Origin of the sequence: Ignatzschineria sp. RMDPL8A, from assembly GCF_029815055.1 — a bacterium.
Classification (GTDB): domain Bacteria; phylum Pseudomonadota; class Gammaproteobacteria; order Cardiobacteriales; family Wohlfahrtiimonadaceae; genus CALZBJ01.
Genome location: NZ_JAPPWA010000001.1, coordinates 170818 through 183009, shown reverse-complemented (window position 1 = coordinate 183009; position 12192 = coordinate 170818). Strand labels below are relative to the sequence as shown.

Sequence of the window (12192 nt, the reverse complement as noted above, 5' to 3'; positions counted from 1 at the left end):
AATAAAAGGAATAGAGAAAGAGAATGACTAAAGTCGTGATTAAAACCGCAGAACAGATCGAAGGGATTCGTAAAGCGAATCAGCTCGTTGCCAATATTTTGCACGCAATCGAACCGTATGTGAAGGCGGGGGTTACCACGAAAGAGATCGATGATCGTATTCACCAAATGATGAAAGATGAGGGCGCTATTTCAGGCAGCCTCAATTACGGTCATCCCCCTTTTCCGGGTGCGTCATGTATCTCCATTAACCATGTGGTCTGCCACGGAATTCCGTCCGATCGTCCGCTTAAAAATGGCGATATTGTCAACGTCGATGTCTGTTTAGATAAAGATGGGTATTTTGGCGATTCAAGCCGTATGTTCTGTGTGGGCGAAGTCTCCATTATGGCGCAGCGTCTTGTTGATGCCACTTACGAGTGCATGATGCTCGGCATTGAAGAGGTAAAACCGGGCGCGCCCTTTAGAAATATTGGCCGTGCGATCGAGAAAAATGCGAAGCGTTATAACTACTCCATCGTGCAAGAATTTTGCGGTCATGGGGTGGGATTAGCCCTGCATGAAGCGCCGCAAGTACTCCATTATGATTCGCCAATGGTGCGTGACATTATGGAACCAGGCATGATCTTTACGATCGAACCGATGATTAATGTCGGTCGCCCTGAAACAAAAGTATTAAACGATGGTTGGACCGCCGTCACGCGTGACCGCTCGCTCACCGCGCAGTGGGAACACGCCGTTTTAGTGACCGAAGATGGCTATGAAATCTTAAGCTTACCAACCTCGCGTTAATTGCTTTAGATCAGCAAGGGATGATGTTTCACCCCCTATGATAGAGGAGGGATTACCGCAGGAGATAATCCCTTTTTTTATATGATGAAAACAACTTAAAAGGCGTTAGAGATGAGTAACGAAAGCGAACGTTTATTGATATCGGGCGCGGGTGCGGCCGGACTATCCTTAGCGGTAGGCTTAAAAGATGCTCCTTATGAAGTGGTCTTAGTGGATCAAAATCCGGTTCCGGATAAGGACTTTTTAGCACAGGATACGCGTCAGATCGCGCTTTCGAAACGGTCGCAATATTATCTTGAGTCGATCGGGATTTGGGATTCGATTAAATCCTATGTCACGCCGATTGAAAAAGTGCATGTCTCCGAAAAGGGCTTTCGTACCCGCGTGATGCTTAATGCTGCCGACCATGAGCTTGATAATTTTGGTGGGCTGATTCCGCTCGGGCGCTTGATTTTAACGCTCCACGAAGCGATTGAATCACAAGATAATCTTCTCTACCTTCCCGATACAAAATTACTGCGTTACTACGCCGATCATGAGGCCGATGAGGCGGTGTGTCACTTTAAAAATAGTGAAGCGGAATTTAGCCATGCCTTTAAATGGATGATCGCTGCGGAAGGGACGCACTCAACGCTCCGCGAAATGGCGGGGATTCAGACGGCGTTTACCGATTATGATCAAGTAGCAGTGATTGCGGTTGGCACCTTTGAAAAACCGCATAATAATGTCGCCTATGAGCGTTTTACCTCACGAGGACCGCTAGCATTATTGCCAGTTAATACTCATGAGATGGCGATCATCTTAACGGTAAAACGGGAAGAGCGCGCGAAATGGGAAACGGCTTCGGATAGCTCCTTTAGCGATGAAGTGTTGTTTCGGATTGGCGCTGAATTAGGCATGATCACCAGCGTGACCAAACGCCATGTGTGGGATCTTAAACTGATGGTGCCCAAAACGCTGTGTGCGGAGTACTTAACCTTAGCGGGCAACAGTGCTCACGCCCTTCACCCCATTGCCGGACAGGGACTTAACTTAGGCTTTCGCGATTGCGCGGCGCTGATTCCCTATTTCCAAGAAAAACGTGCGTTGTCGCTAGCAGATTTTAGACGCTATGAGCGGGAACGCCGAACCGATATTTTTGCAGTCACCGGAGCGACGGACTTTTTAGTGCGTGCCTTCGATATTGAACTCTTTCCCGTGCCATACATGCGTAATTTAGCGTTACGCGGCGTAAAATGCATTAAACCATTACGGAAGAAAATTGCCCAATTTGGAATGGGCTTAAAGTAGGTGATCTATGAATAAAGAATTTGACGTCATTATTAATGGTGCGGGACTCGTCGGATCGAGCATTGCCATCGCGCTCGCCAATCAGGGCATGAAGATCTTGATTGTGGAGTTCCAAACGCTCGATCGGCTCTATCCGCAAAACGATTATGGTCTTCGCGTCTCTGCTTTTACCCCGTCGAGTAAAAATTGGCTCGATTATGTGGGCGTATGGGATCAGCTCGTGCATACCGGCCGGGTGACCCCATTTATCCACATGCATGTCTGGGATGAGGGTAATCGTGGCGAGCTTACGTTCCATGCCGAAGGCACCGGTTCCGATACGCTTGGGTGGATTTTAGATAATGAAGTGACGCAAGGCGTTTTGCTAGATGAAGCGAAAACAAAGCCGGGCATCACCATTTTAGAGTCAAGCAAAATTGAGCGCTTTGAGCGAGATAATGGCAAGATTTTAGTGGCGCTTTCAAGCGGAGATATCTATCAAGGCGAATTGCTAATTGGCGCCGACGGTGGCCGTTCTTGGGTGCGCACCTTAGCCGATATTCCGTGTACGGGCTGGAGCTACGGGCAAAAAACCATTGTGGGGCAAGTTCGCCCTGAAAAAGATCATCAAAGCACCTGTTGGCAACGTTTTATGACCAATGGACCGCTTGCGCTATTACCGTTAAATGATGGGCGCTGTTCACTTGCGTGGCACACAACGCACGAAGAGGCGGATTATCTGTTATCGCTCCCCCGTGAAGAGTTCGCCAAACATCTAGAAGCGGGATTTGAAGGGAAATTTGGTTCCTTTAAAGCCGATTGGAATTTAGGGGCTTATCCCTTAAGACTCAATCATGCGCGCGATTATGTGCAGCCCAATTTGGCCTTAGCCGGCGACGCGGCTCACAGCATTCATCCGCTTGCGGGATTAGGCGTTAATATCGGCTATTTAGATGCGGCGACCATTACCGATGAGGTGATTAAAGCCCGTGCAGAAGGGGTCTCACTTGGGGATCTTTCTGTATTAAAACGCTATGAAAAACGACGTAAAGCGCATAATATGTTAATCATGGGGTCGATGGATCTCTTTAAACGGAGCTCGACGATCCAATCGCCGCTCATTCGAAAAGTGCGCAGTTTAGGCCTTCGTGCGGCGGATAAAGTGCCTTTTGCTAAACGCAAACTAGCTCGCGTTGCAATGGGCTATTATGGCGATATTCCCGAGTTTATTAAACCCTAATCGATAAGGTTTTCACTATGATTGATACGGCATATAATGCTTTAGAGAATAAAATTGCAGCGCTGATTAATAGTAATGCGGCGCTTAAAGAGGAACTTTCGGCGCTTAGAGAGGCTAAAGCGACTGAAATTGCGGAATTAAAGACGTTAAAAGCGAATGAGCTTGCAGCCCTTGAAGAAGCGAAAACGGCGGCCATTTCGGCATTAACCGATGAAAAACGGAATCTTGAAGAGGAACTTAGCGCCCTTCAAGCGACCTACGAAATTGATTGCGGACGCTTAACCGATGAGAATTTAAAACTCACCGAGCGTCTATCGAAAATTATTTCACGCTTAGAATCATTACAATTAAATAATTAGGAGAGAGGATGAGCCAGGAATCAGTCGCAGTCCCAATTAAAATTTTGGGCGTAAAATATCAAATTAGCTGTGAACCCGGTGAAGAGAAGGCGCTCCTTGAATCGGCAACACTCCTTGATGAACGTTTAGCGAAAATGCGCGAACAGAGCCGGTTATCGATCGAGCAAGCCTCGATGATGGTGGCGCTTAATCTTGCGCACGATCTCTTAAAAGCCAAAAGAGAAGTGGAAGAGAGCGAGGGTAAAATCCAGCGTAAACTTGAATCACTTCTTGCAAAAATTGACGAGCAGATGGGAGCGTAATGATGGGATTTGTATTAGATGAGCGCCTTGAGCGCAGCAGCCGTTTTGTGGCGGATTTACCGCTTTGCCAAGTGCGCATTCAAGATGAAGTGCGTTTTCCGTGGATTGTGCTTATTCCGCGTAAACAAAACATTGAAGAGGTGATCGATCTTGAAATGGATGATCAGCATCAGCTCGCTGAAGAGATCGCTTTTGCCTCGCATGCGATGCGCGATATTTTCTCACCGCATAAACTCAATATCGGGGCGCTTGGGAATCAGGTTCGCCAATTGCACGTACATGTGATTGCCCGTTATGAGGAAGATCTTGCGTGGCCGAATCCTGTGTGGGGTTATTTTGAGCTTAGTTCACAATATAGCCGTGATGCGCTTCAACGCCGTATCGCCGCCCTGCAAAAAGCACTTGAAGCATAACGTTATGACGCCATTTTAGGGCGATTAAAGAGTCATATGAAACAGATTGAACGCGCGAAAGCGTGGTTATTAAATAGCGAGGCGCCGTTAAATCCCCCTCGCTATCTTCTTTTATTGATCTATCGAATGGTGGAACGTTTTATGGAAGGAGAGCTTAAAGAGCGGGCACAATCGCTCACCTACACCACGCTCCTCTCCCTTGTGCCGCTTATTGCGATCAGCTTCTCGGTCTTAAAAGGGTTTGGCGTTCACCGCAGTTTAGAGCCACTTTTATATGATGCCGTCGGCTTTTTAGGGGAAGATCGCGCCAATGAATTTGTCTCCGTTCTGATCGGGCTTGTGGATAATGTCCAAGGGGTGGTGCTCGGCGGGGCGGGGCTGTTGGTGCTCTTTTATACGGTGGTCGGGCTGATTTCAACCATTGAGCGTGCTTTTAATAAAATTTGGGGCGTGGTTAAAGGGCGTAATCTGCAAACCCGTTTTGTTAATTATCTCTTAGTGGTGCTGATGGGACCGGTCTTTATCTTTGCGATTACTTCGGTCTTTTCCGGCGCGCTGATGGATAAATTGATGCTGATAAGCCCCCATCCAGTGATCTCCTTTTTAGTGAGTAAGGCGCTGACAATCTCCATTGTGACGATCCTCATTTGGGTGATCTATCTCTTTATCCCCCACAGTAAAGTGCGCGTCATTCCGGCCTTTTTAGGCGCGCTGATTGCGGCGAACTTCTGGTATATCGTCGGGAAGCTCTTTACCCTATTTGTGGTCAATTCCGGTAAGCAAGCGATTATCTATTCGGGGTTTGCGAGCATTGTGCTCTTTATTATGTGGCTCTATCTGTCGTGGCTGATTTTGCTTGTGGGCAATCAATTGGTCTTCTTTTTCCAAAATCCTGAGGCGCTCCTTGATTCAGGCGAGCCGCTTCATCGTGTGGATAAGATGGAGATTACGATCTCACTTGAGCCGCAAGATGAGCAGTGTAAAAATTGGCACATTACCCACATTAAAACCGATCATGCGGTGATCGATGGGTGCCGAGTTGAGATTGATGAATGTTCTGATACCCTTGTTGATGAGAAAGCCGGCGAATTAAAAATGGGTGAAAAGGAGCGTTCTCATGGATGATATGACGTTGCGCGATGAATTTTGGACGTTACCCCTTGAAACGCTCAATGATGCTGAATGGGAAGCGCTCTGCGATGGCTGTGGGCTCTGTTGCCTTAATAAGATTGAAGATGCGGATACGGGGCGCGTCTATGCGACGAATGTCGCCTGTAATCTGCTCGATTTGAGATCGTGCCGTTGCAGCCGTTATACGATTCGTCAGCGTTATGTGCCTGAGTGTATTAAGCTTGATTATAAGGATCTGCGCGAGATTAATTGGCTGCCCGAAACCTGCGCGTACCGTCGCCGTTATGAGAATGAAGCACTGCCTGAGTGGCATTATCTGTTGTCGGGCGATAAAAAAGCGGTGCACCGTTCGGGAATTACTGATCGAAAAGCACTGATTCCGGAACGGCGTATGAAAAAGCCGCTAGAATATTACATTACTGAAGCAATTGATGGAGAGGACGATTAATGAGTTCATTAACGCATTTAAACCCAAAAGGTGATGCCCACATGGTCGATGTGAGTGAAAAGGCTGTCACGGCTCGCCGTGCGGTTACCGGGGGTAAAATCTATATGAATGAGACCGCATTTTCACAACTTGTCTCAGAAAGTGCGAAAAAAGGGAATGTGCTCGGCGTTGCGCGCATTGCGGCGATTCAAGCAGCAAAACAGACGGCGACCTTAATTCCGCTCTGCCATCCGCTCCCCTTGACGAAAGTGGAAGTGGATTTTATCCCAAATGAGGCAGAAAAATCGGTTTCGATTGAAGTGGTGGTGAAAACCAATGGCGTTACCGGCGTTGAGATGGAGGCACTTACCGCGACATCTGTCGGCTTATTGACCATTTACGATATGCTCAAAGCGGTGGATAAAGGCATGCGCATTACCGATATTGAGCTTTTAGAAAAGTCCGGTGGGAAGAGCGGACACTATCAGAAATCGAACTAATTTTTGACAAATTAGCAGGGTATGGCTTAATATAGCTCTCTTTTATTAGAATTGTTTGGTGTTTTTTGAACTATAATACGTTAACAATTTGGCAAGCCCTGGAAACAGAGCTCTCATTTCACGCGCCGATATCGAGTGAGTTCTTTACTCGTTTAGCGGAGGTTGATCTAATTGACCACGTGGACCCTGAGATCGATGTTCGTCTAGAAGCAGGTCCGGACTCGGAACATAAAACGAGCGTCCGCGGCACAATTAAGGCAACAGTTCATCTGATTTGCCAGCGTTGTTTAGAGCCGTTTGCGTATCCGATTGTGCTCGACTTTCGTTGGATTCCTGTGCAAAGCGAATACGAAGCTGATAAAATTGATGAAGATGAGGTGGTCCTTATTATTGAAGAGGATGATCCACAAGAACTTCTCTATCATCTTGAAGATGAGATTTTATTAGCCCTGCCAGTCATTCCTTATCATGATGAGGAGACTTATTGTGCCGGTAGAGAGTTTATTAAAAACCAAAAAGTGATTGAAGAAGAGAGGAAATTTCCTTTCGCTGGATTGGCGGATCTCCTTGAAAAATAGACGATATGGGGAACTACCGTTTATTTAGATTCAAGAAGTGAGCAAACAAAATAATTTTACGATTATTTGAATATATTTAGGAGTTTAAAATGGCTGTTCAAAAATCAAAAGTGAGTCGTTCTAAGCGCGGCATGCGTCGTGCACATGATGGACTAACTACTCGTCCTGTAAGTGTTGATCAAACCACAGGTGAGATGCATTTACGTCACCACGTAACTGCAGACGGTTACTTCCGTGGCCGTAAAGTGATTCACAAAAACGAAGCGGTTGTTGATGCTGAATAAGCATTCGCAATGAACTGTAGAGAAACCTACGCGAATTTATTGAATAATTGCGTAGGTTTTTTTGTGTTAAAAGAGGTAAAAAGTAGAGTTTACGATGGGAAGTAGCAGACCAATCAAATTAGCTGTGGATTTAATGAGTGGCGACAACGGTGTGGCAGAATTTATGCCGGCGGTATTGAGCGCGCTTACAAGGCATCCTCACTTAACCATTATTGGGGTTGGTGACGAAGCGGTTCTTACACCTTTAATGGAGAAAGAGCCTCATTTTCAGTCGGGGCGACTTGTCATTCGGCACGCAAGTGAAGTGGTGGAGATGGATGATTCTCCGCAAAGTGCACTGCGCAATAAAAAAGATTCATCGATGCGTGTGGCGATCAACCTTGTCAAAGCGAAAGAGGCGGATGCCTGTATGTCCGCGGGCAATACTGGCGCTTTAATGGCAACGGCGCGCTTTGTGCTCAAAACTCTACCGGGGATCGATCGTCCGGCGATCTGTACCTCGATTCCGTCGATGCGCAAAGAGGGGCACATTCATATGCTTGATCTTGGCGCGAACGTCGATACCAATGCCGATCATCTCTATCAATTTGCGGTGATGGGCTCGCTCTTAGCGGCGGCGGTGAATAATAATCCCGAGCCGAAAGTGGCGTTATTAAATATCGGGTCAGAAGCGATTAAAGGCAATGAGCAGGTGAAAGAAGCAACGAAATTGCTTGAAGCCTCGACGCTCAATTATTGCGGCTATATCGAACCCGATGGCCTCTTTTTCGATGATGTTGATGTCGCTGTGTGCGATGGCTTTGTCGGAAACGTTGCGCTAAAAACCATGGAAGGCACCGCACGTCTTATCACTCGCGGGCTTGAAAATTCATTTAAAAAGAACGCATTCACCAAGTTTTCCGCTGTGGTGGCGATGCCGGTTCTTAAAGATCTGAAATCAAAACTAGACCCTCGTAAACACAATGGCGCGAGCCTACTTGGGCTCAAGGGGATTGTGGTGAAATCCCATGGGAATGCGGATCGTGTTTCATTTGAGAATGCGATCGATATTTCTGTTAAGCTTGTAGATCAACAAATATTAAATAAGATAGAGACTCAGTTTGCCGAATAAGCCATGATGCATCATACGGCGGTGACCTAAGAGTCCAGCGGTCTAGATTACTAAAGTAGGTTTGTTATATGCAGAATTCAAAGATTATTGGTACAGGCCACTATTTGCCTGAAAAAATTGTGACCAACGATGATTTATCAAAGATCATCGAGACCTCGCACGATTGGATCGTTGAGCGGACAGGAATCCATCAACGCCATCTTGCCGCCGAAGGGGAAACTCCGGTTGATTTAGCCTACCACGCGGCGATTGATGCGCTGAAAGACGCAGGGATTGATGCAAGTGAGCTTGATCTAATTGTGCTCGCAACTTCAACACCCGAACAGACCTATCCTTCTACCGCAACGCTTTTGCAAGAACGCATCGGGAACGTTGGTGCGGCCTCGTTTGATATTAGTGCGGCCTGTTCTGGATTTATCTATGCATTAGGGATCGCTGATAACTTTATTAAAGCGGGCGCTGCGAAAAAAGCGATGGTGATCGGGGCGGAGCTCTATTCAAAACTCCTTAACTGGGAAGATCGCACTACCTGTGTACTCTTTGGTGATGGTGCGGCAGCGATTATCTTAGAGGCGAGCGATGAAGCGGGTATTTTATCGACCCACCTTCACGCCGATGGCAATTATAAAGAACTTCTTGAGGTGAAAAAATCAGTCATCTCAGGGCCCGAGGTTTATCCGTATGTGCAGATGAAAGGGAACGAAGTGTTCCGTCACGCCGTCGGTAAACTTCATCAATTAGTTACAGAAACGTTAGACGCACACAATTTAACGGGCGAGGATCTCGATTGGTTTATCCCCCATCAGGCGAACCTTCGCATTATGAATGCTACGGCAAAACGCGTGGGCTTAACGGCTGAAAAGATGGTGATAACCGTGGATAAACATGCCAACACCTCTGCAGCGAGTATTCCATTAGCGCTTGATATTGCGCGTAAAGATGGCCGAGTGAAAAAGGGCGATCTTGTCTTAATGGAAGCCTTTGGCGGCGGATTTACCTGGGGTTCTGCGCTCGTGCGTATGTAGACGATAAGGATTATTTTATGACACAAGCAAATTTAGCATTCGTATTTCCAGGGCAAGGCTCGCAAGCGTTAGAGATGCTCAAAGATAGCTGGGATAACCCCGTTGTTGAAGCAACCTTTAATGAAGCCGATGCGGCACTTGGATTCTCACTTTCCGAGATGATTAAAACCGGCACTGCTGAGGATTTAGGGAAAACCGAAATCACCCAGCCCGCGCTTTTAACGGTGAGCATTGCACTCTATCGCCTCTGGATTGAAAAAACCGGCAAAACTCCGGCTTTAGTTGCAGGGCATAGCTTAGGTGAATACAGTGCATTAGTTGCAGCCGGCGCAATGGCGTTTAAAGATGCGGTGAAACTGGTATCCCTTCGCGGACAATTTATGCAGACAGCGGTTCCCGCGGGAACGGGCGGAATGGCGGCGATTATCGGTATGGACGATGATGCAGTAATTGCGCTTTGCCAAGAAATTTCAAAGGATGGCGCGGTATCAGCGGTGAACTTTAACTCACCGGGGCAAGTAGTCATCGCCGGTGAAAAAGCAGCAGTTGATGCAGCTTGCGAACTTGCAAAAGAGAAAGGGGCGCGTCGTGCACTTCCGCTTCCAGTATCGGTGCCTTCGCACTGTATTTTAATGAAGCCCGCGGCGGATAAATTAGCGGTTGAGCTCGATGCGATCGAAATTAATGCCCCAACAATTCCTGTGATTCATAATGTGGACGTGAAAGCCCATAATGATGCCGAAGCGATTAAAGAAGCGCTTATTACTCAGCTCTATCAGCCAGTACGCTGGACGGAAACGGTGGCGGGATTTGCGGATAAAGGCATTGAAAATGTGGTTGAATGCGGTTCAGGTAAAGTCTTAACCGGTCTGATTCGCCGCATTGATAAATCGCTAACGCTTTTTAATCTATCAGATGGTGCGAGTCTTCAAAATGTCATCGAAAGCATGGATCAATAAACTTCCATCGGGGCTGATTACGGTCAGCTCCTTAGTCTTCGCCATCGCCTTTTTTGGCTTTGGCCGAGACCTTATCTTCGCAACGAAAGCCCTTTTTGTTGCCTCACTCATCACAACAATTCTCTTTATCGGGCTCTTTCGCAAGGTGTATATCAAACGCACCGAGTGGGGCACTGTCGGTGTGACGCTCCTTTTTACCGGGCTCACCATCTTCTTAGATAACGAATATTTCATCTTATGGCGCTCAACGATCACTAGTGGCATTATCGGCCTTGGATTGATCGTGCTCTATCTCCTCAAAAAAACACCGTTAGAGGCGATTTTAGGTCGTCCGCTTGAGCTTAATCTTCCTAAAGAAGAGTGGGTGAAGGTCAATCTAATCTGGGGAATTTACATGCTCGTTTGCGCGCTATTAAATGCCATTTTTGTGCTCGTATTTTCTCACGAAACGTGGGTATTGATGAAGACTTTCGTCATTCCGGGGCTCTCTTTTGTCTTTATGTTAGGCCTCTTTGCCTATCTATTTCAAAAGGATAAAGCCTATAAGAAGATAGAAAAAGAGAACAAATTGAATTAAACTACAACGAGATGGATATGGACGAAATTACCGAAAAAAATAGAGGGCGCATCGCGCGCATGGAGGGTCTTCTCAAAGAAGCCCTCGCGCCGAGTTTCCTTGAAATTATTGATGAAAGTTGTCACCACGTCGGTCATGCCGGTGCAAAAGGTGGCGCTGGACACTTTAAACTTACGATTCGTTCTGATAAATTTAATGACTTAGGGTTGGTTGCACAACATCGATTAATTTATAAGACACTCGATGAGATGTTCCCAACAGAGATTCACGCACTCAGTATTGACGCACAACGCGACAATAAAGGATAGATATGAAACGTCGACTAGCAACATTATGCATGGGGATTTTATTAGGAACGGGAATGAATGCCGCAATGGCCGAGGAGAACGCTCTTGTCATTCCAGATCCGGTCGCAACGGTGAATGGCGCGGCGATTACAAAAGCCGAGTTTGAAGATTTTATCACCTATAAATTGGGTGCGGACTTGTCTTTAATTCAAAATAAAGAGCAAGTAAACCAGCTCGTTGATGGCTTAGCCGCAACGAAAATTATCTATGAGCGCGCGCTTGATAAAGTGAAAAATGACGAAGCGTTCGCCAAAGAGTATGAGCTCATCAAAAAGCGTTTAGAGTTGCAAGTCTCCGATGAGTTAGTTGCCTCATTTATCATCGATTATTCTGAAAATATTAAGTTAACCGATGAAGAGCTTAAAGCGGAATATGAGCGTCAGCTTCCCGCTTTACAAAACGTTGAATATAAAGCGGCGCACATCTTAGTGAAAGACCTAGCGGAAGCAGAATCGATTTTAAACGATATTAACGCAGGTAAAATTACTTTTGCTGAGGCGGCTGAAAAATACTCCATGGATCCAGGCGCGTCAGCGAATGGTGGCGATCTTGGTTGGTTTGGTCACGGTATGATGGTGGAAAACTTTACTAAAGCGCTCACCGAGATGGAAGTGGGTACGATCAGTAAAGCGCCGGTTCAAACGGAATTTGGTTATCACCTCATCTCACTTGAAGATAAACGTACCGGTTCAGCGGAAGAGATTCCAAGTTTTGAAGATCTGCGCGAATCCTTAGAGCAGCTCGTATTGCAAGATAAGATCTATCAATACATTAAAGAGATTGAAGAGAGCGCAAAAATCGAATATAACGTGAAGTAATTGCACGCGATTTTAAAGGCTGTGTGATATCAGCACGGTCTTAATGCGATCTGAATGCCCG

At 46.5% G+C, this 12192-nt stretch carries 17 protein-coding genes; all 17 read left to right on the top strand.

All coding sequences use genetic code 11. From position 1 onward, the window contains the following. Positions 1-23 precede the first annotated feature (23 nt). On the top strand, positions 24-791 hold the full coding sequence (gene map / locus OXI21_RS00810) for a type I methionyl aminopeptidase (protein WP_279617650.1): 768 nt from the start codon (positions 24-26) through the stop codon (positions 789-791). A gap of 111 nt (positions 792-902) precedes the next feature. Next, entirely contained in the window at positions 903-2081 is a 1179-nt protein-coding gene (locus tag OXI21_RS00805; protein WP_279617649.1) for an FAD-dependent monooxygenase, read from the top strand. A 7-nt stretch (positions 2082-2088) separates the two neighbouring features. Next, positions 2089-3300: a UbiH/UbiF/VisC/COQ6 family ubiquinone biosynthesis hydroxylase gene (locus tag OXI21_RS00800; protein WP_279617648.1), complete on the top strand. Its 1212-nt coding sequence runs from the start codon at positions 2089-2091 to the stop codon at positions 3298-3300. Between the two features lie 17 nt (positions 3301-3317). Continuing rightward, on the top strand, positions 3318-3659 hold the full coding sequence (locus tag OXI21_RS00795; protein ID WP_279617647.1) for a hypothetical protein: 342 nt from the start codon (positions 3318-3320) through the stop codon (positions 3657-3659). An 8-nt stretch (positions 3660-3667) separates the two neighbouring features. After that, the gene (locus OXI21_RS00790; RefSeq protein WP_279617646.1) at positions 3668-3961 is read left to right on the top strand and encodes a cell division protein ZapA; all 294 of its coding nucleotides are present in this window, start codon (positions 3668-3670) and stop codon (positions 3959-3961) included. Beyond that, positions 3961-4374, top strand: coding sequence for an HIT family protein (locus OXI21_RS00785; protein WP_279617645.1), 414 nt, complete (start codon positions 3961-3963; stop codon positions 4372-4374). Before OXI21_RS00790 ends, OXI21_RS00785 begins: the two co-directional genes overlap by 1 nt. A gap of 36 nt (positions 4375-4410) precedes the next feature. Next, complete coding sequence (locus OXI21_RS00780; RefSeq protein WP_279617644.1) at positions 4411-5499, top strand: YihY/virulence factor BrkB family protein; 1089 nt, start codon at positions 4411-4413, stop codon at positions 5497-5499. Continuing rightward, positions 5492-5953 (top strand): YcgN family cysteine cluster protein, encoded by a 462-nt coding sequence (locus OXI21_RS00775; RefSeq protein ID WP_279617643.1) that lies wholly within the window; start codon positions 5492-5494, stop codon positions 5951-5953. The genes OXI21_RS00780 and OXI21_RS00775 overlap by 8 nt, the downstream gene beginning before the upstream one ends. Further along, positions 5953-6432, top strand: coding sequence for a cyclic pyranopterin monophosphate synthase MoaC (moaC, locus tag OXI21_RS00770; RefSeq protein ID WP_279617642.1), 480 nt, complete (start codon positions 5953-5955; stop codon positions 6430-6432). The genes OXI21_RS00775 and moaC overlap by 1 nt, the downstream gene beginning before the upstream one ends. 65 nt (positions 6433-6497) lie before the next feature. After that, positions 6498-7010, top strand: a complete 513-nt coding sequence (locus OXI21_RS00765) for a YceD family protein (protein ID WP_279617641.1) — start codon at positions 6498-6500, stop codon at positions 7008-7010. Positions 7011-7099: 89 nt separating this feature from the next. Beyond that, complete coding sequence (gene rpmF, locus OXI21_RS00760) at positions 7100-7294, top strand: 50S ribosomal protein L32 (RefSeq protein WP_279617640.1); 195 nt, start codon at positions 7100-7102, stop codon at positions 7292-7294. A gap of 94 nt (positions 7295-7388) precedes the next feature. Beyond that, positions 7389-8405, top strand: a complete 1017-nt coding sequence (gene plsX / locus OXI21_RS00755; RefSeq protein WP_279617639.1) for a phosphate acyltransferase PlsX — start codon at positions 7389-7391, stop codon at positions 8403-8405. Between the two features lie 68 nt (positions 8406-8473). Then, positions 8474-9430 (top strand): ketoacyl-ACP synthase III, encoded by a 957-nt coding sequence (locus OXI21_RS00750; protein WP_279617638.1) that lies wholly within the window; start codon positions 8474-8476, stop codon positions 9428-9430. A gap of 17 nt (positions 9431-9447) precedes the next feature. Beyond that, on the top strand, positions 9448-10389 hold the full coding sequence (gene fabD, locus OXI21_RS00745) for an ACP S-malonyltransferase (protein WP_279617637.1): 942 nt from the start codon (positions 9448-9450) through the stop codon (positions 10387-10389). Next, positions 10364-10966, top strand: coding sequence for a septation protein IspZ (locus OXI21_RS00740; protein ID WP_279617636.1), 603 nt, complete (start codon positions 10364-10366; stop codon positions 10964-10966). Before fabD ends, OXI21_RS00740 begins: the two co-directional genes overlap by 26 nt. 17 nt (positions 10967-10983) lie before the next feature. Continuing rightward, a complete protein-coding gene (locus tag OXI21_RS00735) occupies positions 10984-11274 on the top strand; it encodes a BolA family transcriptional regulator (RefSeq protein ID WP_279617635.1) in 291 nt (96 codons plus the stop codon). Between the two features lie 2 nt (positions 11275-11276). After that, on the top strand, positions 11277-12131 hold the full coding sequence (locus OXI21_RS00730) for a peptidylprolyl isomerase (protein WP_279617634.1): 855 nt from the start codon (positions 11277-11279) through the stop codon (positions 12129-12131). Positions 12132-12192 lie beyond the last annotated feature (61 nt).

What these genes read in the sequence shown, in the direction of transcription:
- OXI21_RS00730 (WP_279617634.1), top strand. Translation starts at nt 11,277, where the DNA reads ATGAAACGTCGACTAGCAACATTATGCATGGGGATTTTATTAGGAACG.
- plsX (WP_279617639.1), top strand. Translation starts at nt 7,389, where the DNA reads ATGGGAAGTAGCAGACCAATCAAATTAGCTGTGGATTTAATGAGTGGC.
- OXI21_RS00785 (WP_279617645.1), top strand. Translation starts at nt 3,961, where the DNA reads ATGATGGGATTTGTATTAGATGAGCGCCTTGAGCGCAGCAGCCGTTTT.
- fabD (WP_279617637.1), top strand. Translation starts at nt 9,448, where the DNA reads ATGACACAAGCAAATTTAGCATTCGTATTTCCAGGGCAAGGCTCGCAA.
- OXI21_RS00735 (WP_279617635.1), top strand. Translation starts at nt 10,984, where the DNA reads ATGGACGAAATTACCGAAAAAAATAGAGGGCGCATCGCGCGCATGGAG.
- OXI21_RS00780 (WP_279617644.1), top strand. Translation starts at nt 4,411, where the DNA reads ATGAAACAGATTGAACGCGCGAAAGCGTGGTTATTAAATAGCGAGGCG.
- OXI21_RS00750 (WP_279617638.1), top strand. Translation starts at nt 8,474, where the DNA reads ATGCAGAATTCAAAGATTATTGGTACAGGCCACTATTTGCCTGAAAAA.
- OXI21_RS00790 (WP_279617646.1), top strand. Translation starts at nt 3,668, where the DNA reads ATGAGCCAGGAATCAGTCGCAGTCCCAATTAAAATTTTGGGCGTAAAA.
- OXI21_RS00775 (WP_279617643.1), top strand. Translation starts at nt 5,492, where the DNA reads ATGGATGATATGACGTTGCGCGATGAATTTTGGACGTTACCCCTTGAA.
- OXI21_RS00740 (WP_279617636.1), top strand. Translation starts at nt 10,364, where the DNA reads ATGTCATCGAAAGCATGGATCAATAAACTTCCATCGGGGCTGATTACG.
- map (WP_279617650.1), top strand. Translation starts at nt 24, where the DNA reads ATGACTAAAGTCGTGATTAAAACCGCAGAACAGATCGAAGGGATTCGT.
- rpmF (WP_279617640.1), top strand. Translation starts at nt 7,100, where the DNA reads ATGGCTGTTCAAAAATCAAAAGTGAGTCGTTCTAAGCGCGGCATGCGT.
- OXI21_RS00805 (WP_279617649.1), top strand. Translation starts at nt 903, where the DNA reads ATGAGTAACGAAAGCGAACGTTTATTGATATCGGGCGCGGGTGCGGCC.
- OXI21_RS00800 (WP_279617648.1), top strand. Translation starts at nt 2,089, where the DNA reads ATGAATAAAGAATTTGACGTCATTATTAATGGTGCGGGACTCGTCGGA.
- moaC (WP_279617642.1), top strand. Translation starts at nt 5,953, where the DNA reads ATGAGTTCATTAACGCATTTAAACCCAAAAGGTGATGCCCACATGGTC.
- OXI21_RS00795 (WP_279617647.1), top strand. Translation starts at nt 3,318, where the DNA reads ATGATTGATACGGCATATAATGCTTTAGAGAATAAAATTGCAGCGCTG.